This window comes from Noviherbaspirillum sp. UKPF54, assembly GCF_007874125.1.
Taxonomy (GTDB): Bacteria; Pseudomonadota; Gammaproteobacteria; order Burkholderiales; family Burkholderiaceae_D; genus Noviherbaspirillum.
The window spans coordinates 327449-351287 of record NZ_CP040128.1; the positions used below are offsets into that span (position 1 = coordinate 327449).

Sequence of the window (23839 nt, forward strand, 5' to 3'; positions counted from 1 at the left end):
CTGCAGTCCGTACCGTCAGGGAGTTTATCTGGAAGTCAGTTAGCAAGGAGTGAATGATGGATAAGGCACCTCAATCGCTGGTCGGCGAAATGAGCATCATGGACAAATCCGGTCACAAGGAATTGAAGTGGCATACCGATAAACTGGAGGAGATCGCAGTCGCAAAGGACACGTTCGACAACCTGGTCAAGCGAGGCTACACGGGATTCGGATCGAAGACCAAGGCCGAGGCCAAGCACACGCTCAAGGAGTTCGACCCGACGATGGAAGAAGTGGTGATGGTGCCGAGGACGGTGGGGGGCTGACATGCCCATCCTGAGCGGCGCATGGCGCATCCTGCGCCGCCTCCTGGGCGGTGAGGCGCGCGCGGATGCGCGGCGCGCCGGCGATGCGCAGGGCGGCTCCGGCCTGAACGGGCTGTATGGCTGGTTACGGGACCAGGTGGTCGAAAACCAGCGCAACAACGAACTGGTGCGGCAGGGAGAAATGCGGGACGAGCGGCGCGCCAAGCGCCGTTCGCTCAGCCTGCTGATGAAGCTGCTGAACCCGCAGCAGCGCGAGGAGTTCCGCAATTTCCGGTACTTCCACGTCACCGGCGGGCGCAGCGGCAACCGCTACCGCATCCGGATCGCGGCGTTTGCCAATATCGACGTGCTGACTCCCGAGGGCAGGGTGCGGCACCGCCTGTGCGCCCACCCGGCCGGCGACGTGCCGGTGTTCGACGTGATGGCGGCGCAAATGCTGCACCTGCAGGACCCAGGCAGCGAGCAGCGCTTCCTGCGACGGGCCAACGTGCACCCGCCGCTACCGGAAGAGCATCTGCGCTCCACCTCGGTAAGGGTGGCCTGAAGAAGGCTTGAGCGCGCCTGAGCCGGACCGCCGCGGATCGGCTGTCCGACGCGCATAGTCACGTCCTCTCCGCGACGATGGCGTAGCGGCCCTTGTCCGCGGCGCCGTCCGGCACGTTCATGAACTCGGCAAGCACCAGCCGGCAGCCAAGGCTGCGCAGGATTCGTTCGGCCTGTGCCGGCGCATGAGAATCATAGAAGAAGCGCTGTCCGAACATGAGGTCCGTGAACGGAGGATGCTCCGATCCTCCCACGGTCGCCATGAGGCGTCCGCCTCGCGGCAGGTTGCCGACCACCTCCGCCAATACGGCTTCGTGTTCGGAACGCCGTATATGAAACAGCGAGTCCCAGAGAATAGCTCCCGCATACGCGTCGCGGATATCGACGGTTTCAATCGATGCAAGGATCCAGCGCTCCTGCGGGAGGCGGGCCTGCGCCAGAGCGAGCAAGGATTCCGACTGGTCCACGCCAATAATGCGGTAGCCCCGCGATACCGCGTATTCCGCCATCGGGCGTCCCGTGCCGCATCCCAGGTCGAGAATCGTTGCCCCCTCGGGCGCGGCCTCCAGCACGGCATCGAGGTAGGCGCGTTCCCGCCCGAAAAAGCCTTTCCGCGCGTTGTCCCATTCCAGCGCAATCTTGTTGTATGACTCCCGGTTCATGTCAGGAAAACGCTTCCGTCTTCGTTCGCTATTCTTGCGCCGTCAAAGACACGCGTCCCGTAAGACGGGAGGTTGAGGCAGGAGCACGGTGTTAAAACATGCCATGCTGGTTCACGATTGTTGCGGGTTCGGGCTGGCCGATGTCCCATAGCTCGACAATCTTTTGCCCTTCGAACCGGAATACATGAACTACCGCAATGCTCGACGAATCCGGTTGCATTCGGACCCGTGAATGAACGGCGACGAGCGGACCTTCCGCGATGGTCCGCTGAACTTCAAATATCTTGTGAGGAAATCGGGCCGCATTCTCGCGCATCCCCGCCTTCAGCGATTGTGCATCGCCAGCGAAATGCGGATTATGGTGGCGAAATGTCTGGCCGACGAACCGGCTGAACGCTTCATCCACTTGCCCCGCTGCTGCCAGCCGCAAGAACTCGACGGCCGATTCCTTGGGCGACGTTAACGTATCCATCCAGAACTCCTTGTCGTTTTTCCGCCCGATACCGACTCAGGCGGCAGATGCATTTCCTGACCCAAGCTCCGTGCTCAGGCGGTCGAGGTTTTGCTCGTTGGCCGGCTCGACGATATGGGCAATGGAACGGGCCACTGACGCATCGTCGAACGCCTGCTCCCAGCGAAGCAGCGTGCCGCCGGAGGAAGGCTCCAGCGTGATGGTCAGCCGGAAGTGCGGTTGGGAGATGTGCCGGATCACAACCCGTCGATCGGCCTCGATTTCCGTGAAGACGGATTCATTGGGATAGACCTTGCCGTCCGGCCCGATCATGCTGAAGACCCATTTGCCGCCGGGCCTGAACTCGAACACGTCGAAGCGGTTGGAGAAGCCGTCCGGCCCCCACCATGTGGCGAGGCGGGCAGGGTCCTTGATTGCGGCGAATACTGCGGCAGGCTCCGCTGCCAACTGTCGGGTGGTCCTGAACGTGCTCATCTGCGCCTTTGCTGTCGATGCCGCTCATTAAACCACGAGAGGCGGTCAGGGCGCCGACGAACTGCCGGAACCGCAGCAGGACTTGCCTGCGAGCTGGACCGGCGGGCACGGAACCGAACCGTAAGAGCAAAACACGCAGCAGTCGCCGGGTTTCGGACGCAACACGGCATGGCAAGTGCCGCACTCATAGAACCACTGGCAGGCGTCGGTTGGCATGATTTCCGTACGCGAATGACCGCATGCGGGACAAGTGATGATGGATTCCAGAATGACCGGCATTGACACGGAAGGCTCCTCGGTAATGCGTTGCGCCAGCGGGCTCATCGTTGGTTTTTACCGGCCAAGATACCCAGCGGTGACGCGGTCGGTGTCGACCGATGGAACAGGCATCATTTCTCCTAGCCGGTCCAAAATTGTGTCACAGGCAGTGGCGACTGAATCGCCATTGGCAAGGCGCATCGCCACTTGCTGGCAGCGGCGGCGTATCGTTTCATCAGCGGTTAACTCATTCAATGCGGTCGCAACGACTCGCCCGCTATATTTTTTTGATAATACCTCTTTCGCCACGCCAAGGTGGACCGCGCGCTGTGCATTGTCAAACTGGTCGTAAGCTACCGGGCGAATGAGCTGGGGAACGCCTACCCGTAGTGCCTGGCTGGTAGATCCGATGCCGCCATGATGGACAAATGCTGCCAGTTTGGGCAGCAGCGCGCTATACGGCGCATAGTTCACGTGAAGGATGTTTCCGGGGAGCGAAGCCGGGATTTGCTCAGGGAAAGGCGATAGGAGAATTCCCCTTAACCCGGCTTCCTGGCAAGCCTCGATAGAGGCTTTGAAAAATCGGTGAGCGGTAGCCGTCGCGGTACCCGCAGAGAAGCCAACGGGAGGCGGTCCAGCCTCGATGAATTCGTCAAGGCTCCGAGGCAGCGGGACCTGTTCGCCATGGTCATAGAGCGGGAAACCAGCCAAGACGACATGCTTGGGCCAATCGTCCTGGGGCTCGGCGAACCAGTCAGGGAACATGCCGACCACACAATCCGCCTCGTGAATCCAGGAACGAAATATCCGCTCCACACGGTGCAAGCCAAGCGTAGCGCGAAAGCGGTTCAACGGCTCCGTAATATTGGGGTCGTAGAACATCGTGTCGAGCATCCACCAAGCCAAGCGCTTCATGAGCCTCGGTGTGCGCGCATTGATCCAGTGGGGCGCCAGCCGTGCCGGGCTCAGATTCGACTGAAAGACGGATGGCGCAAGATGGACGGTTGCGCAAGGGACGCCGTCGGTTTCCCGCAGCAAGCGCGGCGCAAACAGCAGGGAATTGCCGACCGTGATTGTTCTGCCGGGAAGGATATCCGCTTTCATGGCGCGATAGTAGGCGGGGCAGATGTCGGCTATTTCTTTTCCCACACGCTTGAACGCTTTGTTGGGGTTGCTGTCGTCGGTTTCTTTAAAGAGCGTTCTGTATGCCTCGACCGTGCTTATTGGCACAAAGGGGAGCGCCGCATCGATCGCATAAGAGCGGAAGGCCGGATTTGCATACAAGATGACTTCGTGCCCGCGAGCGGCGAATTCCCGGCCGAGCGCAATAAAGGGCAAAACGTCGCCGTGACTGCCGGCTGCGGAAACCAGTACTCTCATGAGAAGCCGCTCCGTACTAAAGGGTGCCCAATATATCCCTATCGGGAAATGAGAACTTCATTGAATTGAATGACAGGCTCGATATCCGTGTAATTCGGCATATCTGCTTGAAGCACCGGCGCGTTGGGCATGAAGGCGGCCAGGAAGTCTTCGACGGAATTGAAGAGGAAGTGGCACATTGCAATGAAGGTTGGCTCCGATCCCGGAACTGCGCCACCAAGGCCATGCTCGACAGATACCCCCTTGAAGCCAGGATGAGCACTCAGCAGCTTGATGGACATGGGCATGTGGGTTTCAACGTAATAGGGAATGTTGAACCGTGAACCTTTGTTGTTTGGGTACAGGATGCTGATTCTTACCATTGACGTCTCGCAGATGGTGATAAAGGGATGTGCGCAGTGACGAGATTGGACAGGCCCAACGCCGGGCTAACAGGACCGCAGCCCGTGGCGCGAAACGGCAGTCCTTGGTTGCGTTTCCCGGTTGAGTGGCGACGTCGGCCTTAGGCCTCCTGGTTGTGGCAGACAACACAAAGCTTGTTCCCTTCCGGATCTCTAAAATATGCCCCGTAATAGGACTCATGGTACTCCGGTCGCAAGCCCGGCTCGCCCTCGGATAAGCCGCCCGTTTTCAACGCCACCCGATAGGCTTTATCGACGACTTCGCGAGTGGGAGCCAGGAATGCCGCCATTTGACCATTTCCTGGGGCGTGCGGATGCCCGTCATACGGCACTCCGATAAGAAACAGCGGCCGTGGTTCTGGATGTGACTCCCAGCCAGCCCATGGACGTTCTCGATCACAAAACCGCAGCTTATTGCCTAATACCTCCATCAGTGGCGTATAGAACGCGAGCGCACGGTCAAAGTCGCTGACGCCGACAAATATGTGTGAGAACACGGCACACTCCTTCTCTATGCTTAACCGCTCAACAAGCTGGGCTATAGATCACAGCAACATCTTTATCTTTCGTCCACCGCTGATGGAGAATCCTTCGCGCTCATAAAATGCCAGCGTTCTGTCGAATTGCGGAAGCGGCGGGGTCGTAACCTCTAATCGCCTCCAATTGCACGATTTGCCAAAGGATTTCGCCTGACTCAGCAGGCGCATCCCTAATCTCTTAACGCGGTATGCCGGCCGGACGTACAGCTCGGGAATAGTGCCGAACGCTCCCTCCGCATATAGGGCATAACTTTCATAAAGAGTGATAAATCCCGCCGGAGTCCCGCCCTGATCGCGCGCGATAAACACAAAGTACTTTTCACGGTTAATAAAATCCTGGAGCCTGGCGGTCGTCTCAACGATATCAAAGTTAAACGCCCGAACATCGATGGCGCCCATGATTTCGGCCAGCAATTCGCCAACCATTACAGCCACTTCCGGGGCATCGTCGGCAATTGCTCGCGTAATCGTAAAGTCCATGCTCATTTCACTTGTCGCAGCGCCTATGTTGATCGGCACAGTAGGCGTTGGTGTCGAATTCCGAGTTAAGCAATGCAGTACTACGAACACAAACCGATATTGCTCGGAACAAAAATTGCCTTATTCATCTAAAAAGCCGACGAGTTCTTGGATATTCCGCGCTAGATTACCGAACTCACATGCCAATTGTTCACACCCTTCCGCATCCAGCTTTTTCCGCTCTTTGATCAACGCTTTGGGTAAAAATACCGCGGGAGCTAACACAAGCTCAAGGGAGTCGTCCTCTTTAAAGTCGACCGCTGCCGTTAAGTGAGCTAACGCGTTTCTATAGTCCGATAATCTTGCCAGCTCTTCTTTGATTGAGTGCCACCTTACTGTGGCTTCTTCGGGAAGCGATTTTGCATATTCCTTCACCAATTCGAATTTCGGTCCAAAATTCTTTCGTCTGTAATACTCGGTGCCAGCGGACTCTATGTCGGATGCATCACTAAGACGGTAAAAAAGATGGAAGAGGCTGTGCTCCACTGACTGCCATTGAAGCATTGCGATTGCAAATGCTTTGTAAAAGTCATCTGGGTGATGTGCCCCCATTCGTAGTGCCAGGGGCCTTCTAGCAAAGTCCAATTAAAAACATCAAATTCTTTCCTGCTCGCCGGCCTTTGGCAGCCGGTTTGTCCGGCAGCTTGCAGCAAATTCGGCTGGTGTCTGGTAGTTCAATGCGCTATGCGGCCGATGCTCATTGTAATCGCGCCGCCATGCCGCGATTCGAATGCGCGCTTCCGCCAGGCTGGTGAACCAGTGGTCGTTCAGGCATTCATCTCTGAAGCGACCATTGAAACTCTCGATGTAGGCGTTCTGCGTTGGCTTGCCCGGCTCAATCAGCTTGAGTTGCACGCCATTCTGATACGCCCACTGATCCAATGCCTTGCCGGTGAACTCCGGACCCTGATCCGTTCGGATTGCTGATGGCAAACCACGGAACTGCGCTGCTCGCTCCAGCACGCGAACGACGTAGTGACCGGAAATGCCATGCTCAGCCACCAAGTCGACCGACTCCTTGGTGAAGTCGTCCACGATGGTCAACACCTTGATCCTGCGGCCATTGGCCAGCGCATCGCTGACGAAATCCATAGACCATACTTCATTGGGCCGGCTTGGCAGTACCAGTTGCTCCCGTTCGACTGCTACACCATGCCGCTTGCGCCGGCGCTTTACCGCCAGGCCAGCGCCCTGATAAAGACGAAAGATCCGTTTGTGATTTGCCTCGATGCCTTCACGTCGTAACAGCGCATGCAGGCGACGATAGCCAAAGCGGCGGCGTTCGCCGGCCAGTTCAACCATGCGAGCCTGCAATTGCTCGTTCTCGGGTTGTGCCTTGCCCTGGTAGTGCAAGACAGTGCGTGACAGCCCCACAAGCAGACAGGCGCGGCGCTCGGAAATCGTAGTCTTCTCCCGCATCGCTGCGACCATCTCACGCTTGGCCTGTGGGTTCAGTGCTTTCGGCCTAACGCCACTTTCAGAGCTTCTGCATCCAGCATTGATTCGGCCAACAGTTTCTTGAGCTGGGCATTCTCTGCTTCCAGGTCCCGCAGCCGCTTCGCATCCGGCACCGTCATGCCGCCGAATTTGGCGCGCCAGGTGTAAAACGATGCATCGCTAAAGCCATGCTGTCGACACAGCTCTTTGACCGATACGCCGGCATCTGCCTGCTTCAGAAATCCAATAATCTGCTCGTCGGTAAACCGCTTCTTCACGTTCATTCTCCCTTTCGAAAACGAACTTTACTAGATCCCGATTGGCACTCTTTATTGGGGGCACATCATGGGCAATACGTCTTCCGGGATGAACCGTTGTTAGGCATCTGAATACCCCCTTAAATCGGACTGCATTTGTTCACTTCGGATTAACTAAATACTTAGATATCAAGATTGCCCAATACGCACGACGACATGTGTAATAAACACAGACATCTGTTTGCCGCTTACCCGCCTCACGCCCGAAATTCCAGCAGGCGGCCCGAGTTATACGGGCAGACAAAAAACGTGAAAGACGGACAGCGGCGACGGCCTTTCATGCGCTCTCCAGTGTAAAAGCATCTTGCATACGTGGCAATAAAGCGCCGGCCACCCCATGCCGGGAGCGCGTCGGGAATGCATTGGAAGCCGCCGCCTGTTCCTCGGATGTACCGCAGGCGAATCCCGCTTCGTTTCCGCCGCCTAGCGCGTGCCGTCGCTACCGGCCGCCGCGATGCGCGCGCCGTCCGCCAGCTGGTTGTTCGGATACCGCACGACTTTCGTGCCCGGGGCCAGTCCGGACAGGATCTGCGCCTCGTCCTGGTTGCGCTGCCCGACCTGCACTTCGCGCTCGCGCGCATGCTTGTCGTCGGCCACGAAGACATGCCAGGCGCCGCCGACGCGAAACAGGCTGCTGCCCGTGACCTTGACAGCCTTGTCGTCGGACCAGATGACGATGCGCGCCTCGATCCGGTAGCCGTCGCCCAGCGGACCCAGCGCGTCGACCGGGTCGGCGATGACGTTGACGCGCTGCTCCTCCACGCCCAGCGCCGAGACCTTGGTGAACGCCACCGGCTCGACCAGGCGCACCTTCGCGCGCAGGGTCTTGGCGCCGCCCCAGCCTTCCAGCAGCATCGTGTCGCCGGGCTTGACCTTGACGGCATCGGTGGACAGCACGTCGACCACGATTTCGTAGCGGGCTGGGTCGCCGATCGTGACCAGCGGCGTGCCGGCGGCGACCGTGCGCGCGCTTTTCTCATTCACCTTCAGCACGTAGCCGTCGACCGGGGACGCCAGTTCCAGGTTGCGGCCTTCGCCCTTGCTGTCGACGGAAAGCAGGGCTGCCTCCGCCGCCCGCACGTCGGCTTGCGCGGCTTGCGTGCGCGACTGCGCGGCGGACGCTTCGGCGCGCGCCGCATTTTCCGTGCTGAGCGCCTTGTCGAGCGCCTGCGGCGACACGAACCGTTCGGCGATCAGCCGTTCCACCCGCGCCCGCTCGCCGGCCGCGAACCTCAGGTCGGTGTCGGCGCGCTGCACGCGTAGCGCCGCTTCGCGCGCCAGAGCGCGGGCCGCGTCCAGCCGCGCGGCCGCTTCCTGCCGCTGGCGCGCGTCCATCGGCAGGGGATCGAGGGTGGCGACCCGCTGTCCGCGCCGCACCGGGTCGCCGTCGTGCAGCTCGACCCGCAGCAACCCCGCCGCTACCGGCGCGGCTACCACGTATTTGTCGTGCGCGCGCACCTGCCCCTGGTTATCAACGGTCACTTGCATCGGCCCTTGGGTGACGGCGGCCAGTTCGACCTGGATCGGATCGGGCGCGAACAGCATCCAGAGCAGGGCGAGCAGCAGCGCCGCCGCGGCGAGCGCGCCCAGCCAGGTACGAACGCGCCGGGGACGGCGCTCGGTGGTTTGAACGGAAGCGGCTTCTATGCGGGAATCCATGTCTTATTCACGTGTCTTGAGGACTTCAATCAAATCGAGCTTCTTCACCTTGCGCCACACCAGCAGCCCGGAAACGGTGGCCGAGGCCAGCACCACGGCGATCGAGATCAGGAAGGTGCGGCTGCTGACGACCAGCGGGATGCGGAACAGTTCCTGGCTCAGCAGCACCGACAGCCAGGCCGACAGGCCGTAGCCGAGCGCGCATCCGAGCGGGATCGCGGCCAGCGTCAGCAGGCTTTGCTCGCCCAGCAGCATGCGGCCGACTTCGGCGCGGGTGAAGCCGAGGATGCGCAGGCTGGCCAGTTCGATCGCATGTTCGGACAAGGCGATGCGCGCCGAGTTGTACACCACGCCCATCGCGATCACGCAGGCGAAGGCCACCAGCACGAAGGTGTTGATCTTCATGTTTTCGGCGACGGTCGACAGGAAGCTTTGCAGCGTCGCCTCGCGCAGGGTCACGCTGCGGATCGCGGGCACGGTCTTGAGCGTGCGGTAGAGTTCGGCCTGGCGTTGCGGATCGACCGCGAGGAAGGCGCCGGCGGCGCTGTCCGGTTCCGCGATCAGGCGCGCCAGCGCGGCGCGGTCCATGTAGGAAAAGGTGCCGATCGGCTCGTCGACGATGCGTGCGACCCGTACCCGCACGGTCTGGCGTTGTCCCTGCAGCAGTTCCAGCGTCAGCACGTCGCCGGTGCGCGCGCCCAGGATCTGCGCCAGCATTTTGGTCAGCACCAGGCCTTCCTGCGGCAGGTCGACCGGTCTTTCGCGCTCGTCGAGCACCATGCGCAACTCGCGGCCCGGCGCCAGCCCGTTGACGACGGTCTTCTTGCTGCGATGCCCGAAACGCATCCGGACCAGCACGCTGTCGAACGGCTCGACCCGCAGGACGCCCGGCAGCGCAGCCAGATTGTGCGCCACCGCGACGTCGCGCCGCTCGTTGAAGGCTACCGTCACGTCGTCGCGCTGGGCGGTGCGGAACTGCAGGCGGATGATTTCGTTGAGCGCGTCGAAGGTGTACTGGCCGCTGACCAGCAGCGACATCGCCAGCGCCAGGCCGAGGATGGACAGCAGCGCCTTGGCCGGATTGCGTTCGAGGTTGCGCAGCACCATGCGCAGCGGCAGCGGCATGAAGCGCTGCAGGCCGAGACGTTCCAGCGGGCCGGGCTTGAAATGCGCGGGCGCCTCGGGGCGCATGGCCTCCGCCGGCGCCAGCGCCAGCACGCGCCTGACGGCGAATGCCGCGCCCACCGAGGCCGCCGCCACGGCCGCCAGCAGCGAGACCGACATGGAAAACGCCGACAGCCTCAGCTCCAGCTCGGGGAAATGGTAGAAGCGCGCGTACAGCACCGCCAGACCGTTGCCCAGCCAGCTGCCGAGACCGATGCCGGCGAGCGCGCCCGTCATCACGGTCAGCAGGGCAAACTTCAGGTAGTGCGCGCCGACGGCCGCGCTGCCGTAACCGAAACTCTTGAGCAGGGCGATCTGCGCGCGCTGCAGCGCGGTGATCCGCAGCAGCACGTTATGGATCAGGAAGGCGGCGACGCCCAGGAAGATCGCGGGAATGATGCTCGAGCTGACCTTGTTCGACGCCAGCTCGTTGGCCAGGAAATGGTGCGACACATGGTCTTCGCGGCCGTAGGCGCCGAGCGAGCCGTAGGCGCCCAGCAGCGTGTCGAGCTGTTCGATGACGCGCTTTTCGCTCGCATGCGGCGCGAGCGTCACGCACAGGTCGTTGAAGGCGTCGCGCATGTCGAGCGCGGCGGCCAGTTCGTCGCGCGTCATCCACATCACGCCGAAGCGCCGGTTGTCGGGGAAGCTGTTGCCGTTGATTTCGGCGACGTATTCGGGAGAAATCGCGATGCCGACGATGCGCAGCCGCTCCTTGCGGCCATTGATGATGGCCGCGAGGCTGTCGCCCGGCTTCAGGCTGTTGGCCTGGGCAAACGCTTCGCTGACCAGCACCTCGCGCCGGCCCTCGGCCTGCGGCAGGCGCCCGGCGCGCAGATGGACTCGGTTCAGCCCGGTGTCGGGCTTCGGCGGCAGTGATACCAGCCGGCCGGTGGCGGGCTCGTCCAGTCCGGGCACGTCGAGCGAGGCATCGAACACCACTCTCCCGTCTACTTCGTTGACGCCGGGGATGGCGCGCACCCGGTCGAGCAGGGACAGCGGGGCGCGCTTGACGTTGACGAACACGTCGGCGAAGCGGTAATGCTCGTAGTACGCGGCTTGCGCCGCCAGCAGTGCCTCGTAGCCGCCGCGCATGGTGACGAAGGTGGCAATGCCGCACATCGCCACCAGTGCGATGGCCAATGCCTGGCCGCGCATGCGCCACAGGTCGCGCAGCAGCTTCAGGTCGAGCGGGGATAGCGCAAAAGCGCTCACCATGCCACCTCTTCCGGCGACAGGCGCGTCGCATTCTGCTCGATGCGGGTGATGCGGCCGCTGCTGATCGATACCACGCGGTGCGCCATGCCGGCGATGGCGGCGTTGTGCGTGATGACGACGGTGGTGGTGCCGAGCTCGCAGTTGATGCGCTCGAGTACCTGCAGCACCAGCTTTCCGGTGCGGAAGTCGAGCGCGCCGGTCGGCTCGTCGCACAGCAGCACGTCGGGGCGCTTGGCGATGGCGCGCGCGATCGCCACCCGCTGCTGCTCGCCGCCCGACATCTGCGCCGGGAAGTGATGCATGCGGTCAGCCAGGCCGACCAGTTGCAATGCTTGGGCGGCATCCATCGGCGACGGGCTGATCTCGGTGACCAGTCGCACGTTCTCCAGGGCGGTCAGGCTGGGGATCAGGTTGTAGAACTGGAACACGAAGCCGACGTGCTCGCGCCGAAAGCGCGTCAGGCCGGCATCGCCCGCATGGCTCAGGTCATGGTCCAGGTAGGCGACGCTGCCGGAGGTGGGCGTGTCGAGCCCGCCCAGGATGTTGAGCAGGGTCGATTTGCCGCTGCCGGATGCGCCCAGCAGGACCACGAACTCGCCGTCGTACAGGTCGAGGTCGACATCCATCAGCGCGGGCACGCGCACTTCGCCCATGGTGTAGATCTTGGAAACGCCGCGCAGCCGGAATACGGAACGGTGCGGATCGGTCGGCACGGCGGGCGTGTCAGGAAGCGGCATGGTGGTTGTCCGGGTTGGGATCGGCCTACCGTAATTGCCGCTTCCGCCGATTTCAATGATCCATGTCAATCAGGCACTAATGCGCCCGATTCGGCAAACGCCCCCCGGTTCTTGCCATGCTTTTTCGCTTCGTATGCCGGCCTGCCTCTGCGCGTATTCCGCGGTTCTCCGGTCAGCCAGGGACGGGCGATGATATGGCCCGCGTTGCGCCATCTGGCTGAAGATTGCGGAGGCCAGCGCCAGCGGAGGCTTTCTGGCTGGGCGCGCACCTCAGTGCAGGACCTGGCTGGCGCTGCGCTGCGCCGCATCGTGCGGCAGGATGCCGGTCTCGATGAAGCTTTTCATGCGCATCAGGTCGTCGTCCATCTCGCGTTTCGGGTCGCTGCCGAGCAGCACCGCCACGCCATGCCCGAGGGCGCCGGCCGGCGGATTGTAGGATAGCCGCACGCTGACGCGCGTGCCGGTGTCGGACGGCTCGAAGCGCACGATGCCGCTATGTTCCACCACCGCGCCGGGTTCACTGGTCCAGGCGATGACGGAAGGACGCTTGCACTCGGTCAGGCTGGCATTCCATTCGATGCGCGCGCCCATCGGCCCTTGCACCGCCCAGTGCGAGCGCAGGTCGCCCAGGTCGCGCACTTCCAGCACGTGGGACATGAAGCGGGGGAAATTTTCGTAGTTGGCCCAGGCATCCCACACTGCCTGCGGAGAGGCCGCTATGTCGATGGTCTTTTGCAGGTCGACCGCGCGGTGGCCGGCATGGAAGCCGGTCAGTCGCCGCACCGGGCGGTTGCTCAGGGCGCGCGCGGCCAGCGTCAGGCCGGCCGCTGCCAGCGCGAGGGCGCCCGGCCGCCGCCGCATCAGGCCGAGCACGGCCAGCGCGCCACCGCCGGCGATCGCCGCGCCGCGCAGCGCCGGCGTCCAGTTCTCCTGCACGAATCTGGAGCGCATCCCCAATCTCGGATTGCCGCCCTGCAGGCTGGATACGCCGGCAGGGCGCTTGTACGCTTGCAGCCGGTCGTCGATGCCGGCGACGCCGGCCACCGCGCGCACCGAGCGCAGCAGGTTGTCCTTTTCGTGTGCCAGAACCGGTCCGCGCAGGCTGACCTGTCCCTGCTGCGCGGCGACCTCGATGGCGTGCGGATGCGACACCACGCGGCCGAGCCTGGCGCGCACGCGCGCCACCACCAGATCGTCGTCGGCCATCGCGCCGCGCCGGGACAGCAGGTTGCGCGCGCGCGCCTGCAGGCCGACCAGCCGGTTGTAAAGATCGCGCATGGCGACATCCGTGCCGCGCGCCGCACTGGTCCGCGCATGGAGCATCTGGTCCCGTACCAGCGCGCGCCGGCGCCGGCCGCGCCCGGGATCGGAAAAATACATTCCGGCCGCGCCCAGCACGGCCGCGCCCAGCAGGGTGGCCCATCTCTGAGTCGTTGCGGATTCGGTGTTCACGGTGATCTCCTTATCTGTCGGCATGCGACACGGTCCGGCGCGACGTTACCGGCGCTGGTACAGGCCGATCAGCTCGGCCCGTTCGAGCACATGGCCCTCGATGGCGTGCTCGAGATCGCGCTTGCTCGGCTGGCTCAGGTCGGGCAGGACGGTGTCGAGCGCATAGAGCTTGTGGAAATAGCGATGGCGGCCGATGGGCGGGCAGGGGCCGCCGTAGCCGGTGCGCTTCCAGTCGTTTTTCCCCTCGCGCGTGCCGGGCGGGAGGGCGTCGCCGTGCGCGCCCTGCGGCAGGCCGCTCGCCTCCAGCGGGATGTTGTAGAGCACCCAGTGCACCCATACCCGTTGCGGCGCGGCGGGATCGGGCGCGTCCGGATCGTCCACGATCAGCGCCAGGCTGCGCGTGCCGGGCGGCACGCCGGACCAGGACAATGGAGGAGAAACGTCGCCGCCGTCGCAAGTGTGTGCCGGCGGAATGCTGGCGCCGGCATCGAATGCGGCGGAAGAGAGGGTCAGGCTCATCACATCATTCCTTTTTCCCGCTCCCGACCGGCTGTGCGCCGGGGCCAGGCGGCGGGCAGCGTGACAGGCCGCTCCATCCGCATCTTGTGCGGATGCCGTGACAAACGGAAGTGGGCTTTCGCTTTTGAATCTCTCGTTTATGAAGCCCGTTTTTCCGGTTGGTGCGCTTGAAAATTTGATTATTTGAGCGATATCAAAGGACGCACGCGCATCCTTCTGCATGTTCAACCGGGAAATGACATTGCCGCGCATTTGGCCGTTGCTTCTGGAAGCGCCGTCATGTCGTGGCTTTGCGGGCGCCGGCCTGTCGCTCGGGCCGCGCGACATGGCGGCGATGCTGCCGCCCGGCTTGTGCTAATATCGCCGCCGGGCCACGCAGGAAGCCCGCTCCCGCAAAAGCCAGCGCGCCTGCCACCGTCGATGACGGCCGTTGTTTCTATCCATACCTGTTATCCAACCCTTGCCGCAGCGGGAACGGCACGTAAATGACAAAGGGACTCACCATGGAAGACGGTATGCGTTTTACTTTTTCCCGGCATCTTTCCACCCAATCCAACGCGGATTTCCTGCGCCGCCATGCGCGCCGCATGCTGAATGACGTCCATTCGGAGCGCCCGAGCGATGCGCTGCCGGTGGCGCGGCGCGTGCACGCGGCGGGCATCCTGCCGTTCGGGCGGCTCGCCGAGCTGTATCACGCGCGCACAAGCCTGCAGCTCAAGCACATGCTGCGCACGCTGGCGGCGGAACTCGGTTATGCGAGCTGGGCCGATTGCAAGCGAGACATCGAACGCCGGCCGGCTGCCGAGCTGGACCGGTTTCGGGTGGACTTGGGCGCTTTTGGCGATTTCAACCAGCTGTGGTTCGCCGACCAGGCCGCTGCCCGCCGGTGGCAGCGGGAAAACGGCGGTCATGTGGTCGCCTACGGCAAGCAGGCGGTCGTGATGACGGCTTGAGCGCGGAAGAATCAGGGCGCAGGCATGGCGCGCCCTGATCCGCTGCGAGAAGGATTACGCCTTGGGGCGCAGCGGCATGCTGTCGAACTGCACGCCGGACCAGCCGGTTTTCATGAAATTGCGGATGTTCTGGTGGTCGCTGCCGTCCGGGTTCTTCAACACGTCCTCGCGGTAGTACGCGCCGAAGCATGCCAGCGTCTGCTGCTCCGACAAGGCATTCAGTTTGGCGAATGCAAACAGCTTGCACGAGCCGGAATTCTGGCCGGCCTCGTTCCTGAGCGCGCCATTGGTGAAGGCGGCCGGCGTGAATTCATAGGCGTCGCCGATGACCGCCATGGTGTCGTCGAAGCTGACGGACTCGGGCGCATCGTTGAGTTTCTTGAGAAAAGCGTCGATTTTCATTTTTTAGGCTGGAACAGGTTGATCTGAAGAAGCGGCTCACGCCTTGCGCAGATAGCAAGCCTTGAGCATGAAATTGCCTGCATCCATCTTGCAGTCCACTTCATGATCGCCGCCGACCAGGCGGATGCTCTTGACCTTGGTGCCCATCTTCAGGGTGATGGACGAGCCCTTCACTTTCAGATCCTTGATCAGCACCACCGCGTCGCCGTCGGCCAGCACGTTGCCGTTGGCATCCTTGACCACCATGTCGGCGGGCTCCTCCGCCTGCGCGGCCTGCGCTTGCGGCCACTCGTGGCCGCAGTCGGCGCACACATAGTTGTCCGCGTCCGGATAAGTGTTCTCCATGGCGCATTGGGGGCAGGGGGGTAGGGCAGACATGATTCCTCGACGATTGCAGAAATGATTGGGGGCTGAAGTATAACCGACGCCGGCGGCACGGCCGCGCAAACGGGCGCCGCGGCTGCTATTTGACAGGAGTCAAGTAATTCCGCAGAGAACTGTTTTACTGGTGCGGCACGCAAGTGTTTCGGAACCATAATGGACAGCAAGGAGTGCGGCGCCGCGCCGGCGCCGCTGCGCTGAAAAGGTGCGGAACATGCCGGAAAGCCAGTCCAACATCCGATACTTCGACGTCGTCCTGTGCGTGTCGCGCGCGCTCGACCTGCTATCTCCCGTGCTGTCGGATCATCATCAGCGCACGGCTTACGTCGCCGCCTGCATCGCCGAGGAACTGCAGCTCGACGCCGAACAAAAGCGCGACATCGTGGTTGCCGGCGCGCTGCACGACGCCGGCGCGGTATCCATGTCGAGTCGGCTGGCGCTGCTGCAATCGGCGCTGCCCGGCCACGAGTGCGACTGCGGCGAAGATGTGCACCGGCACGGCCTGGACGGCTACCGTCTGCTGCACGAATTCGAGCCGTTCGCCAATGCCGCGCGCGCCATCCGCTTTCATCACGTGGACTGGGAGGGCGGGCGCGGCGCCGAGTTCGACGGCGAGCCGGTGCCGCTCGCCAGCCACATCCTGCGGGTGGCCGACAACGTGGCCATCCTGCCCCGGCGCGGCGACAACATCCTGGCGCAGGCGCGCCACATCCGCGCCCTTATCCGGGCGCATGCCGGCACCAGGTACCGGGAAGACTTGGTGGCGGCATTCGAGCAGGCCGCGCAGCGCGAATCGTTCTGGCTCGACCTGGTCAGCCCGTACAAGGAAGAAATCCTGCGGCCCTATTTCGGCACGCACCGGGTCGCGCTCGCGTCCGACGCGCTGTACGAGCTGGCGCGGCTGCTGGGGCGCATCATCGATTACCGCAGCCCGTTTACCGTGCTGCATTCCGCCAACGTGGCCGCCGCCGCGCAGCGCATCGGCGAGCTGGCCGGCATGCCGCCCTCGCAGGTGCGGATACTGGGCCTGGCCGGACAGCTGCACGACCTGGGCAAGCTGGCCGTGCCGCCGGAAATCCTGGACAAGCCGGCCGGCCTCAGCGCGCAGGAAGAACTGATCGTGCGGCAGCATCCCTACCATACCTACCGCATTCTCTCGATGGTTCCCGGGCTGGAAGAAGTCGCGCTCTACGGAGCGCTGCACCATGAGCGCATCGACGGCAGCGGCTACCCGTACCGGATGCGCGGCATGCCGTTCGGCTCGCGCGTGGTCGCGGTGGCCGACGTGTTCGCCGCGCTCACCGAGGATCGGCCCTATCGCGCGGGTATGAGCTGGGAACGGTCGGTCGGCATCCTCGACGGCATGGCCGCGCGCGGCGTTCTGGACGGAGAAGTGGTCGCGCTGGTGCGGCGCGATCCGGGCGCATTCGGCCAGTTCGTGGAGCGGCGGCGCGAGCCTGCATCGCGCGGCGTGGCGCAGGCCGCAGCCTCGTAGTCGCGGCGAGGCCGGCTCAGGCGATGCCGGACCCGACCCAGGCGGGCAAGCCGGAGGCGCCGACCATGTACTTGAGCGAATTGCTGTACATGGCGGTGATGTTGTCCATCGTTTCGAGCAGGCGCTCGCTGGTGGTGGCGACGTTGCGGATATTGCTGGCGGTGTCGCCGATGCCCTGCATGGCCTGGTTGAAGAAAAGCCACTGGGTCTTGGCCAGTTCCAGCTCGCTCTTGATCTGCGGGCTCGACAGGGGCGCGTCGTCCAGCGTGGCCAGCGCGTTCTTGAATTCGAGGCGGTATTTCTCGATGTCGCTCTTGTTGTTGCCGTTGAGCGCAGAGGCAAAATACAACCGGGCCAGGCGTTGCGACAGCATGCGCTGGCGTCCCGAGATATTGACGATCTTGGCGGTGCCGGCCGGCGCTTGCGCCTCGAACGCCGCCGTGAGGCGGTCCGCTTCGAGCACCACCTGTTCCGTCTGGCGGTGCGCCAGCAGCACGCTGTCCCTGGCCGGCGGCGCGGACAGGGCGAGCGTATAGGAGCGGTAGGCGATGGTGACCGCGTACAGCTGGCTCTTGAGTTCAGGCGTGCCGGCGCCGCGCGCGACGAACTTGAGATTGTCCTCGAACCGCTTTTGCGACTGCGCGATCTGTTCGCGCGCCTTGTCGGGCATGACGTTCAGCGCGATTTGCGCGTAGGCCTTGCCCATGCGTTCGGCCAGCATGCGCAGCCGGCCCGATTCGTTGACGAGTTCGCCGCGCGAAGGTTCTGCGCGCGCCGTTTCGCCTGCCGGGGCGGCGACGGCGGCGGCGATGAAGCCGGCGCCGAGGCAGGAAATCGAAATCGCCAACATTGCTCGTCGCAGCATACTTACTTTTATCCTCAATTCATGTCGTGGGCATTCCCGAAGCCGCACAGGGCGGGCATGCCAATATTGGCAATACGCAATGAGGATGCCAATACGTAGCTCGGGGGAGGGCGTACTTATCCGATTGGTGGAGGGGCAACTAGTTCATCTGCCGCGCAGGAGCGTCGGCATTGCGCAAGGCGAAACGCGGCGAATGCTGTACCGTGATCATGGCAGTGCGCCCCGCGCGGCCGTCGGTTTTCTCCAGCCTCGCAATTCGGCCGGGCAACAGGCAGAACGAGCGCAGACCCGATGGATCAAAGCGTGTTCCTTCAATACGGAGGATAATCAGAGGATAATGCGCACCCTGCCTGGCGAGGCCGCTTGCGGCGCGTGCAGGTTGTAGGTAAACGAGCAACTTTTTTGAAAGCAGAGCAGATTGGTTACATCTAGAAGCAAGCGCTGGAACGGCAATTTCGACAGCCTTCCGGTCGAGTATCTCAAGGGCGTCATGGCCAAGATGGTCGATTATGGCGACCGTGTGCAATTTTCCCGCGTCAGCATCGGCGCCGAGCCGAGCTACCAGGTCCTCACGTCGCTCGACAAGACGATGGCGTTCGACCGCAACCACCACCTGTTGCGCCCTTCCGAGGAAGAATTCGCCGGCGTCAACGCAACGCAGATTTATACGCTCGACCAGATCAAGGCGGCGATCGCCGGCGTGCGCACCGCCGCACCGCGCGGCGCGCGCGTGGCGCGCTCCGGCGGCGGCACGCCGCGCACCAGCGCAGCCCGCCTGGAAGAGCAGTTCGCCGCGCAGCGCTACGAATATTTCAAGAATAATCGCCAGATGCTGCCGCCGACGATTTCCGAATATTCGGACGAGATCACGGCCCTGATGAAGCAAGGCAAGTCCGCGGAAGAGGCATTCGGCGAAGTCCTCAAGAAATATTTCTAGTCTGACGCTTTGCCGCCGGTGAGCACTCGTCCGTGGCCCAGGTGCTGGCGCGCTCGTGGCCCGGGCGGTTCCAGTCCGGCGGCATCCATAGATGCCTGAGCCGGTCGCGCCACGGCCCGGGCGCCAGGACATCGCGCAGCATGTCGACGAACTCGTGGCAGTTCAGCACCAGGAAATTGTACGAGCGGATCTGGCGCGGAATGCCGTAGTCGACAGGCGCCACTTCCGGTTCGTAGGTGCCGAACAGGCGGTCGAAGATGATCAGCACGCCGCCATAGTTCTTGTCGATGTACTGCGGATTGCGGCCGTGGTGCACGCGGTGGTTGGACGGCGTGTCGAAGATGTACTCGTACCACGCCGGCAGCTTGCCGACGCATTCGGTATGCACGAAATACTGGTAACTCAGGTCCACAGCCAGCATGAACATCACCACCGCCGGCGGCACGCCCAGCAGCACCGGCGGCAGGTAGAACACGAAGGTGCCGACAAATGCGTTGAGCAGGCTCTGGCGCATCGCGGTGGTGAAATTCATGGTCTGTCCGCTGTGGTGCGGCACATGCGCCGCCCACCACCAGCGCACGCGGTGCGAACAGCGGTGGAACCAGTAATAGCAAAACTCCACCAGCACGAAGATCGGCAGCACCGTCCAGCCGTTGACGGGGATGTCGAACAGGCGGTGCCGGTAGACCAGCGCGAACACGCCGCCGGTGGCCGCCACCCAGGCAAGCGCTTCCATGATCTGGTAGCTGCCCCCCAGCGCCAGATTGGCGGCGATCTCCTTCAAGTGAAACTTGTCCGCGCGTCCGCGTCGCTTTTCCACCGCGAATTCCAGCATGAAGGCGAGCAGGAAGACCGGCGACATGCCGATCAACAGCACCTGCTTCCAGTCCACCTGCGGGCCGAGCAGCGCCGCCAGCCACGCATGCGCCGCATTGACGAATGCTTCCATCGTTATTCCCCTCGCCGACCATGACACCGCTATTTGAGCGCAATCGCGGCATGCCGGATTGACAAGCCGGGACAGTTTTTGGACACTTCTGGCCATGAACGAGGAGGCGACATCAATGGCGACGGACGTGCGCGGCGAAGTGCCGGGGGCCTACGTGCGCCTGCTGTTCGAGCACCTGGAAGCGCGCGCCATCGATGCGCGTGCATTGCTGGGCGAACCGGTGCCCGACGCGGCCGACCGCGGCCTGGTGCGCTATCCGGCGCGGTGCTGGTGCGAGCTGCTGGACAAGGCGGCGCGCCACCTGGACGACCCCTTGCTGGGCCTGCGCCTGGGCCAGGCCATCACGCCGGCCCATTTCGGCATCATGGGCTACGTCCTGCTGGCCTCGGCCAACATGGCGGCGGCCTTGCAGCGCATGGAGCGTTACCAGCGCCTCATCTATGACATCAGTCCGATGCGCTACGGCATGGACGGTGACACGGTCACGCTGGCCTGGGGCGTCGAGCGCGGCCGGCCCGGGGCGCTGGCCGACGAATGCGGCATTGCCGCGCTGGTCCAGTTCGCGCGCCACATCACCGGCCGGAACCTGTCGCCGCTGAAGGTATGTTTCGTCAATCCGGAACCCGCCGACGTGCGTCCCTACCTCCGTTTTTTCGGTTGCCCGGTGCGCTTTGCCCAGTGCGAAACCGTGGTGCAGTTTCCGCTGGCGATGCTGAACCTGCCGCTGCGTCAGCCGGACCCGGCCCTGGTCGGCATGCTGGAGCAGCAGGCCGACGCCTTGCTGGCCGGCTTGCCGGATATCGACGATTTCGAACAGACGGTGCGCCGCTGCATCGCCGGCCTGTTGCACGAGGGGGAACCGAGCTTGGAGCGGGTGGCGTCGGAACTGCACATGTCGGCGCGCACCTTGCGGCGCCGGCTGGAAGAGCGCGGCCACCGGTTTCGGACATTGCGCGACGACACGCTGCGCCGTCTGGCGGAAACCTATCTGGCCGACCCGCGCCTGACGCTGGCCGACATCGCGCAGCTGCTCGGATTTTCCGAGCAAAGCGCGTTCGGCCGCTCCTTTCTGCGCTGGGCGGGAAGTTCGCCGGGGCGCTATCGCCGCCGACTGGCTAGTCTGCGCCGGTGCGCTGCAGGCCCAGCCTGAGCCGCAGCGTCGCCTCGTCGATATTCATCAGCGCCGCGATGGCGCGGAAATCGTCCGGCAGCGCCGGATCGTCCCAGCCCTGGGCCGAGTGGCGCGCCAGATCGACCGCCAGCTTGACGTTCTTCACCCGCGCGCGCCCGGCGTGCTTGTCGTCCATCAGGTCGGCCAGCAGTTCCGGCAATTGCCATTCCTTGCACAGCACGGTTTGCAGGTCGTTGAGCGCGAAGCCGAGCACGGCCGTCTGGGCGTCGGCGCTGCGCAGGGCGAGGTTGTCCGCCTGCAGCGCCTGCACGCCCAGGGCTTGCTGCGGCGACGCGCACCAGACCAGCATTTCGGCCAGGTCGTGCAGCAGCGCGGCGACCGCCACTTCCTCGCTGTTGAGGTCGTAGCGCCAGGTGGCCCAGTCCAGGGCGTAGCGCGCCGCGCGCTGCGCGCGCCGCACCACGTGCAGCAGCCCGAGCAGCGCCTGCGGATAGGGCTTGAGGCGGTCCTCGATGATGTCGAAGTGCGCGAAGTGATGGAAGAAAGGCTCGACGCCGAGCATCATCACCGCATGTTCGACCGTCGACAGGTCCTGCAGCTGGCGCCGGCTGCGGCGGCTGGCGGCGAATCGCAATACCCGCGCCGTCATCAGCGGGTCGTTGAGCACGATGGCGGCGATCTTGCGCACGCCCACGCTGTCTGCATACTGGCGCACGTCGGCTAGCGCGCGGGCGGTTTGCCGCAGCACCGGGATTTCCTGGTTGCTCAGGAAGGTGGTCCAGGGGGCGAGGCCGGTCAGGAGAGTCGTCATGCGGGCGCGCGGTGGTGGCTGCCAGGGAAATCTTATTGTACTGCGGCGGCGTCTGCGCCAGCGACTTTCCTGGATGGCATAATTCCGGGAGCCGCCCGTAATCGGCGGCGCCTTTTTCATACTGTCAGGGAGAACGTGTCATGAGCATCATCAGTGAATTCAAGGAGTTTGCCGTCAAGGGCAACGTCATGGATCTCGCCGTCGGCGTCATCATCGGCGGCGCCTTCGGCAAGATCGTCGATTCGCTGGTCGGCGACGTCATCATGCCGGTGGTGAGCAAGCTGTTCGGCGGGCTCGATTTCAGCAACTACTTCGTGCCGCTGGCAGGCCAGAGCGCCGACACGCTGGCCGAAGCGAAGAAGGCGGGCGCCGTGCTTGCGTACGGCAACTTCCTGACCGTGACGCTCAACTTTCTCATCCTGGCCTTCGTGATCTTTATCATGGTCAAGCAGATGAACCGCTTCAGGAAGGAAAAGCCGTCGGCACCCCCGGCCCCGGCGCCGACCCCGGAAGACATCGTCCTGCTGCGCGAGATCCGTGACAGCCTGAAGAAGTAGCCGCCATGGCCGCTTGCCCGTCTGCCCGGACCGGATGCGCGACGCAACGCCGGAAAGGCAGCCGATGACGGCCTCCGCCAGGTGGACCAGGCTGCAGGCGCTGGTGCGGGAAGAGCTGCGCCAGCTGACCATCGTCCAGGCCAGCGACCGCGCCTGGCAAATGCCGTTCGCGGCGGCGCTGGCTTCCGGCCTGCCGCTGCTCGTCGGCGCCTATTTCGATCACCTCGGCTACGGGCTGGTGTCCTCGCTCGGGGGCTGGTGTTTCTCTACCTGCCCGGCACGCCGCTGTATCACCGCATGGTCACGCTGATGGCCTGCGCCTTCGGCATGATCGCCTGCTATACGCTGGGCTTGATGAGCCATTTCTTTCCGGTGGCAATGACGCCGGTGCTGGCCGCCATCGCGCTGCTGGTGATGATGGTGTGCCGCTATTACGGCATGGGGCCGCCGGGCGGCCTGTTTTTCATCATGGCCGCGTCGATCGGAGCGTATTCGCCGGTCGAGCTGCTGCAACTGCCGCTGCAGGTCGGGCTGATCGCGATGGGCAGCGTGCTGGCCTGCGCAATCGGCTTCTTCTACAGCGTCTACATCCTGCGCCGACATGCGCCCAAGCCGGTCGCTCCCTTGCCGCAGCCGACCTTCGATTTCGTGGTGTTCGATTCCGTCGTCATCGGCGCATTCGTCGGTATCTCGCTCGCCGCGGCCCAGCTGCTGCAGCTGCAAAAGGCGTACTGGGTGCCGGTGAGCTGCCTGGCCGTGATCCAGGGCGCATCGCTGCGCGCGGTCTGGACCAGGCAGCTGCACCGCGTGATCGGCACCAGCGTCGGCCTGCTGCTGTCATGGGGCTTGCTGCTGATCCCGCTGGACAAGTGGAGCATCTCGCTGACCATGATGGCGCTCACCTTCGTGATCGAATCGATCGTGGTGCGGCATTACGCGCTGGCCGCGGCTTTCATCACGCCGCTGACCATCCTGCTGGCCGAAGCAGCGACGCTGGGGCATGGATCGCCGTACGCGCTGGTCGAGGCGCGCTTCTTCGATACGGTGCTGGGCTGCTTCGTGGGCCTGATCGGCGGCATATGCCTGCACAGCCCGCGCTTCCGGGACACGGCAGGCCGCTGGGTGCGGCGCCTGATTCCCGCGCGCCTTCTGCCCTGACAGTCCGGTGAGCGTACCAGCTGCTTGAACGGCACCAACACGTGTACGCGGCTTTCCATTGAGAATCAACCAGCTGGCGACATGACTGGACGGCTCTAGGGCATGAATATACGTCCGCAGGTTAAACTTTTTGCAAAAAAATG

The 23839-nt window shown here is 63.5% G+C and carries 29 protein-coding genes; 9 read left to right on the top strand and 20 right to left on the bottom strand.

The annotated features are described in order from the left end of the window. The first annotated feature begins 56 nt into the window (after nucleotides 1–56). A complete protein-coding gene (locus tag FAY22_RS01485; RefSeq protein WP_146328596.1) occupies nucleotides 57–305 on the top strand; it encodes a hypothetical protein in 249 nt (82 codons plus the stop codon). 1 nt (nucleotide 306) lies between these two features. Beyond that, nucleotides 307–849, top strand: a complete 543-nt coding sequence (locus FAY22_RS01490; protein ID WP_146328597.1) for a hypothetical protein — start codon at nucleotides 307–309, stop codon at nucleotides 847–849. 58 nt (nucleotides 850–907) lie between these two features. Here the strand turns inward: FAY22_RS01490 and FAY22_RS01495 are convergent, their stop codons facing one another. From FAY22_RS01495 to FAY22_RS01565, 15 genes are all read right to left on the bottom strand, one after another. After that, nucleotides 908–1510, bottom strand: coding sequence for a trans-aconitate 2-methyltransferase (locus tag FAY22_RS01495; RefSeq protein ID WP_146328598.1), 603 nt, complete (start codon nucleotides 1508–1510; stop codon nucleotides 908–910). 91 nt (nucleotides 1511–1601) lie between these two features. Beyond that, on the bottom strand, nucleotides 1602–1982 hold the full coding sequence (locus FAY22_RS01500; protein ID WP_146328599.1) for a nuclear transport factor 2 family protein: 381 nt from the start codon (nucleotides 1980–1982) through the stop codon (nucleotides 1602–1604). A 36-nt stretch (nucleotides 1983–2018) separates the two neighbouring features. After that, nucleotides 2019–2456: an SRPBCC domain-containing protein gene (locus FAY22_RS01505; protein WP_146328600.1), complete on the bottom strand. Its 438-nt coding sequence runs from the start codon at nucleotides 2454–2456 to the stop codon at nucleotides 2019–2021. Nucleotides 2457–2501: 45 nt separating this feature from the next. Further along, entirely contained in the window at nucleotides 2502–2735 is a 234-nt protein-coding gene (locus tag FAY22_RS22230) for a GDCCVxC domain-containing (seleno)protein (protein WP_146333113.1), read from the bottom strand. Nucleotides 2736–2789: 54 nt separating this feature from the next. After that, on the bottom strand, nucleotides 2790–4094 hold the full coding sequence (locus tag FAY22_RS01515; protein WP_146328601.1) for a glycosyltransferase: 1305 nt from the start codon (nucleotides 4092–4094) through the stop codon (nucleotides 2790–2792). 38 nt (nucleotides 4095–4132) lie between these two features. After that, nucleotides 4133–4456 (bottom strand): EthD family reductase, encoded by a 324-nt coding sequence (locus FAY22_RS01520; RefSeq protein ID WP_146328602.1) that lies wholly within the window; start codon nucleotides 4454–4456, stop codon nucleotides 4133–4135. Between the two features lie 140 nt (nucleotides 4457–4596). Further along, on the bottom strand, nucleotides 4597–4992 hold the full coding sequence (locus FAY22_RS01525) for a VOC family protein (RefSeq protein ID WP_146328603.1): 396 nt from the start codon (nucleotides 4990–4992) through the stop codon (nucleotides 4597–4599). A 48-nt stretch (nucleotides 4993–5040) separates the two neighbouring features. After that, on the bottom strand, nucleotides 5041–5514 hold the full coding sequence (locus FAY22_RS01530; RefSeq protein ID WP_210411873.1) for a GNAT family N-acetyltransferase: 474 nt from the start codon (nucleotides 5512–5514) through the stop codon (nucleotides 5041–5043). A 120-nt stretch (nucleotides 5515–5634) separates the two neighbouring features. Continuing rightward, nucleotides 5635–6105 carry a hypothetical protein gene (locus FAY22_RS01535; protein ID WP_146328605.1) on the bottom strand — a complete coding sequence of 157 codons (471 nt, stop codon included), beginning with the start codon at nucleotides 6103–6105 and terminating at the stop codon, nucleotides 5635–5637. Between the two features lie 42 nt (nucleotides 6106–6147). Next, nucleotides 6148–7268 (bottom strand): IS3 family transposase gene (locus tag FAY22_RS01540; RefSeq protein ID WP_146333116.1). Its coding sequence is split into 2 segments (ribosomal slippage): nucleotides 6148–7025 and nucleotides 7025–7268, totalling 1122 coding nucleotides; the frame shifts between segments, so codons are not numbered across the junction. Between the two features lie 462 nt (nucleotides 7269–7730). Then, nucleotides 7731–8966, bottom strand: a complete 1236-nt coding sequence (locus FAY22_RS01545) for an efflux RND transporter periplasmic adaptor subunit (RefSeq protein WP_146328606.1) — start codon at nucleotides 8964–8966, stop codon at nucleotides 7731–7733. A 3-nt stretch (nucleotides 8967–8969) separates the two neighbouring features. Further along, nucleotides 8970–11348 (bottom strand): ABC transporter permease, encoded by a 2379-nt coding sequence (locus FAY22_RS01550; protein WP_146328607.1) that lies wholly within the window; start codon nucleotides 11346–11348, stop codon nucleotides 8970–8972. After that, nucleotides 11342–12085: an ABC transporter ATP-binding protein gene (locus FAY22_RS01555; protein WP_146328608.1), complete on the bottom strand. Its 744-nt coding sequence runs from the start codon at nucleotides 12083–12085 to the stop codon at nucleotides 11342–11344. The genes FAY22_RS01550 and FAY22_RS01555 overlap by 7 nt, the downstream gene beginning before the upstream one ends. Nucleotides 12086–12355: 270 nt before the next feature. Then, nucleotides 12356–13537: an SRPBCC family protein gene (locus tag FAY22_RS01560; RefSeq protein WP_146328609.1), complete on the bottom strand. Its 1182-nt coding sequence runs from the start codon at nucleotides 13535–13537 to the stop codon at nucleotides 12356–12358. A 45-nt stretch (nucleotides 13538–13582) separates the two neighbouring features. Continuing rightward, nucleotides 13583–14056 carry a YbhB/YbcL family Raf kinase inhibitor-like protein gene (locus FAY22_RS01565; protein ID WP_146328610.1) on the bottom strand — a complete coding sequence of 158 codons (474 nt, stop codon included), beginning with the start codon at nucleotides 14054–14056 and terminating at the stop codon, nucleotides 13583–13585. A gap of 485 nt (nucleotides 14057–14541) precedes the next feature. On the opposite strand from FAY22_RS01565, the gene FAY22_RS01570 reads away from it, so the two are divergent. Next, nucleotides 14542–15009: a hypothetical protein gene (locus tag FAY22_RS01570; RefSeq protein WP_246860615.1), complete on the top strand. Its 468-nt coding sequence runs from the start codon at nucleotides 14542–14544 to the stop codon at nucleotides 15007–15009. A gap of 54 nt (nucleotides 15010–15063) precedes the next feature. On the opposite strand, the gene FAY22_RS01575 is transcribed toward FAY22_RS01570, so the two are convergent. Beyond that, complete coding sequence (locus tag FAY22_RS01575) at nucleotides 15064–15411, bottom strand: HopJ type III effector protein (RefSeq protein WP_146328611.1); 348 nt, start codon at nucleotides 15409–15411, stop codon at nucleotides 15064–15066. A gap of 36 nt (nucleotides 15412–15447) precedes the next feature. Then, the gene (locus FAY22_RS01580; RefSeq protein WP_146328612.1) at nucleotides 15448–15789 is read right to left on the bottom strand and encodes a zinc ribbon domain-containing protein YjdM; all 342 of its coding nucleotides are present in this window, start codon (nucleotides 15787–15789) and stop codon (nucleotides 15448–15450) included. 217 nt (nucleotides 15790–16006) lie between these two features. Here FAY22_RS01580 and FAY22_RS01585 point away from each other — a divergent pair, with 217 nt between their 5' ends. Beyond that, nucleotides 16007–17287 (top strand): HD domain-containing phosphohydrolase, encoded by a 1281-nt coding sequence (locus FAY22_RS01585; RefSeq protein ID WP_146328613.1) that lies wholly within the window; start codon nucleotides 16007–16009, stop codon nucleotides 17285–17287. A 16-nt stretch (nucleotides 17288–17303) separates the two neighbouring features. Here the strand turns inward: FAY22_RS01585 and FAY22_RS01590 are convergent, their stop codons facing one another. Continuing rightward, a complete protein-coding gene (locus FAY22_RS01590) occupies nucleotides 17304–18152 on the bottom strand; it encodes a type IV pili methyl-accepting chemotaxis transducer N-terminal domain-containing protein (protein WP_146328614.1) in 849 nt (282 codons plus the stop codon). Nucleotides 18153–18570: 418 nt separating this feature from the next. On the opposite strand from FAY22_RS01590, the gene FAY22_RS01595 reads away from it, so the two are divergent. Next, a complete protein-coding gene (locus FAY22_RS01595; protein ID WP_146328615.1) occupies nucleotides 18571–19089 on the top strand; it encodes a hypothetical protein in 519 nt (172 codons plus the stop codon). On the opposite strand, the gene FAY22_RS01600 is transcribed toward FAY22_RS01595, so the two are convergent. Then, nucleotides 19073–20038 (bottom strand): sterol desaturase family protein, encoded by a 966-nt coding sequence (locus FAY22_RS01600; RefSeq protein WP_146328616.1) that lies wholly within the window; start codon nucleotides 20036–20038, stop codon nucleotides 19073–19075. The genes FAY22_RS01595 and FAY22_RS01600 overlap by 17 nt on opposite strands. A gap of 115 nt (nucleotides 20039–20153) precedes the next feature. Here FAY22_RS01600 and FAY22_RS01605 point away from each other — a divergent pair, with 115 nt between their 5' ends. Further along, entirely contained in the window at nucleotides 20154–21188 is a 1035-nt protein-coding gene (locus FAY22_RS01605) for an AraC family transcriptional regulator (protein ID WP_146328617.1), read from the top strand. Here FAY22_RS01605 and FAY22_RS01610 read toward each other — a convergent pair. Further along, nucleotides 21154–21981, bottom strand: a complete 828-nt coding sequence (locus FAY22_RS01610) for an HDOD domain-containing protein (protein ID WP_146328618.1) — start codon at nucleotides 21979–21981, stop codon at nucleotides 21154–21156. The two genes, FAY22_RS01605 and FAY22_RS01610, sit on opposite strands and share 35 nt — an antisense overlap. Before the next feature lie 140 nt (nucleotides 21982–22121). Here FAY22_RS01610 and mscL point away from each other — a divergent pair, with 140 nt between their 5' ends. The 3 genes from mscL to FAY22_RS01620 all read left to right on the top strand — a co-directional run bounded on the left by mscL (nucleotide 22122) and on the right by FAY22_RS01620 (nucleotide 23696). After that, nucleotides 22122–22538 (top strand): large conductance mechanosensitive channel protein MscL, encoded by a 417-nt coding sequence (gene mscL / locus FAY22_RS01615; protein ID WP_146328619.1) that lies wholly within the window; start codon nucleotides 22122–22124, stop codon nucleotides 22536–22538. 64 nt (nucleotides 22539–22602) lie between these two features. Then, on the top strand, nucleotides 22603–22848 hold the full coding sequence (locus FAY22_RS22235; protein ID WP_246860616.1) for a hypothetical protein: 246 nt from the start codon (nucleotides 22603–22605) through the stop codon (nucleotides 22846–22848). Next, nucleotides 22797–23696, top strand: a complete 900-nt coding sequence (locus FAY22_RS01620) for an FUSC family protein (protein WP_246860617.1) — start codon at nucleotides 22797–22799, stop codon at nucleotides 23694–23696. Before FAY22_RS22235 ends, FAY22_RS01620 begins: the two co-directional genes overlap by 52 nt. Nucleotides 23697–23839: the final 143 nt, after the last annotated feature.

What these genes read in the sequence shown, in the direction of transcription:
- FAY22_RS01530 (WP_210411873.1), bottom strand. Translation starts at nt 5,514, where the DNA reads ATGGACTTTACGATTACGCGAGCAATTGCCGACGATGCCCCGGAAGTG.
- FAY22_RS01610 (WP_146328618.1), bottom strand. Translation starts at nt 21,981, where the DNA reads ATGACGACTCTCCTGACCGGCCTCGCCCCCTGGACCACCTTCCTGAGC.
- FAY22_RS01520 (WP_146328602.1), bottom strand. Translation starts at nt 4,456, where the DNA reads ATGGTAAGAATCAGCATCCTGTACCCAAACAACAAAGGTTCACGGTTC.
- FAY22_RS22235 (WP_246860616.1), top strand. Translation starts at nt 22,603, where the DNA reads ATGACGGCCTCCGCCAGGTGGACCAGGCTGCAGGCGCTGGTGCGGGAA.
- FAY22_RS01575 (WP_146328611.1), bottom strand. Translation starts at nt 15,411, where the DNA reads ATGAAAATCGACGCTTTTCTCAAGAAACTCAACGATGCGCCCGAGTCC.
- FAY22_RS01490 (WP_146328597.1), top strand. Translation starts at nt 307, where the DNA reads ATGCCCATCCTGAGCGGCGCATGGCGCATCCTGCGCCGCCTCCTGGGC.
- FAY22_RS01515 (WP_146328601.1), bottom strand. Translation starts at nt 4,094, where the DNA reads ATGAGAGTACTGGTTTCCGCAGCCGGCAGTCACGGCGACGTTTTGCCC.
- FAY22_RS01570 (WP_246860615.1), top strand. Translation starts at nt 14,542, where the DNA reads ATGACAAAGGGACTCACCATGGAAGACGGTATGCGTTTTACTTTTTCC.
- FAY22_RS01585 (WP_146328613.1), top strand. Translation starts at nt 16,007, where the DNA reads ATGCCGGAAAGCCAGTCCAACATCCGATACTTCGACGTCGTCCTGTGC.
- FAY22_RS01565 (WP_146328610.1), bottom strand. Translation starts at nt 14,056, where the DNA reads ATGAGCCTGACCCTCTCTTCCGCCGCATTCGATGCCGGCGCCAGCATT.
- FAY22_RS01485 (WP_146328596.1), top strand. Translation starts at nt 57, where the DNA reads ATGGATAAGGCACCTCAATCGCTGGTCGGCGAAATGAGCATCATGGAC.
- FAY22_RS01600 (WP_146328616.1), bottom strand. Translation starts at nt 20,038, where the DNA reads ATGGAAGCATTCGTCAATGCGGCGCATGCGTGGCTGGCGGCGCTGCTC.
- FAY22_RS01505 (WP_146328600.1), bottom strand. Translation starts at nt 2,456, where the DNA reads ATGAGCACGTTCAGGACCACCCGACAGTTGGCAGCGGAGCCTGCCGCA.
- FAY22_RS01550 (WP_146328607.1), bottom strand. Translation starts at nt 11,348, where the DNA reads ATGGTGAGCGCTTTTGCGCTATCCCCGCTCGACCTGAAGCTGCTGCGC.
- FAY22_RS01555 (WP_146328608.1), bottom strand. Translation starts at nt 12,085, where the DNA reads ATGCCGCTTCCTGACACGCCCGCCGTGCCGACCGATCCGCACCGTTCC.
- FAY22_RS01495 (WP_146328598.1), bottom strand. Translation starts at nt 1,510, where the DNA reads ATGAACCGGGAGTCATACAACAAGATTGCGCTGGAATGGGACAACGCG.
- FAY22_RS22230 (WP_146333113.1), bottom strand. Translation starts at nt 2,735, where the DNA reads ATGCCGGTCATTCTGGAATCCATCATCACTTGTCCCGCATGCGGTCAT.
- FAY22_RS01605 (WP_146328617.1), top strand. Translation starts at nt 20,154, where the DNA reads ATGGCGACGGACGTGCGCGGCGAAGTGCCGGGGGCCTACGTGCGCCTG.
- FAY22_RS01535 (WP_146328605.1), bottom strand. Translation starts at nt 6,105, where the DNA reads ATGGGGGCACATCACCCAGATGACTTTTACAAAGCATTTGCAATCGCA.
- FAY22_RS01500 (WP_146328599.1), bottom strand. Translation starts at nt 1,982, where the DNA reads ATGGATACGTTAACGTCGCCCAAGGAATCGGCCGTCGAGTTCTTGCGG.
- FAY22_RS01545 (WP_146328606.1), bottom strand. Translation starts at nt 8,966, where the DNA reads ATGGATTCCCGCATAGAAGCCGCTTCCGTTCAAACCACCGAGCGCCGT.
- FAY22_RS01590 (WP_146328614.1), bottom strand. Translation starts at nt 18,152, where the DNA reads ATGCTGCGACGAGCAATGTTGGCGATTTCGATTTCCTGCCTCGGCGCC.
- FAY22_RS01580 (WP_146328612.1), bottom strand. Translation starts at nt 15,789, where the DNA reads ATGTCTGCCCTACCCCCCTGCCCCCAATGCGCCATGGAGAACACTTAT.
- mscL (WP_146328619.1), top strand. Translation starts at nt 22,122, where the DNA reads ATGAGCATCATCAGTGAATTCAAGGAGTTTGCCGTCAAGGGCAACGTC.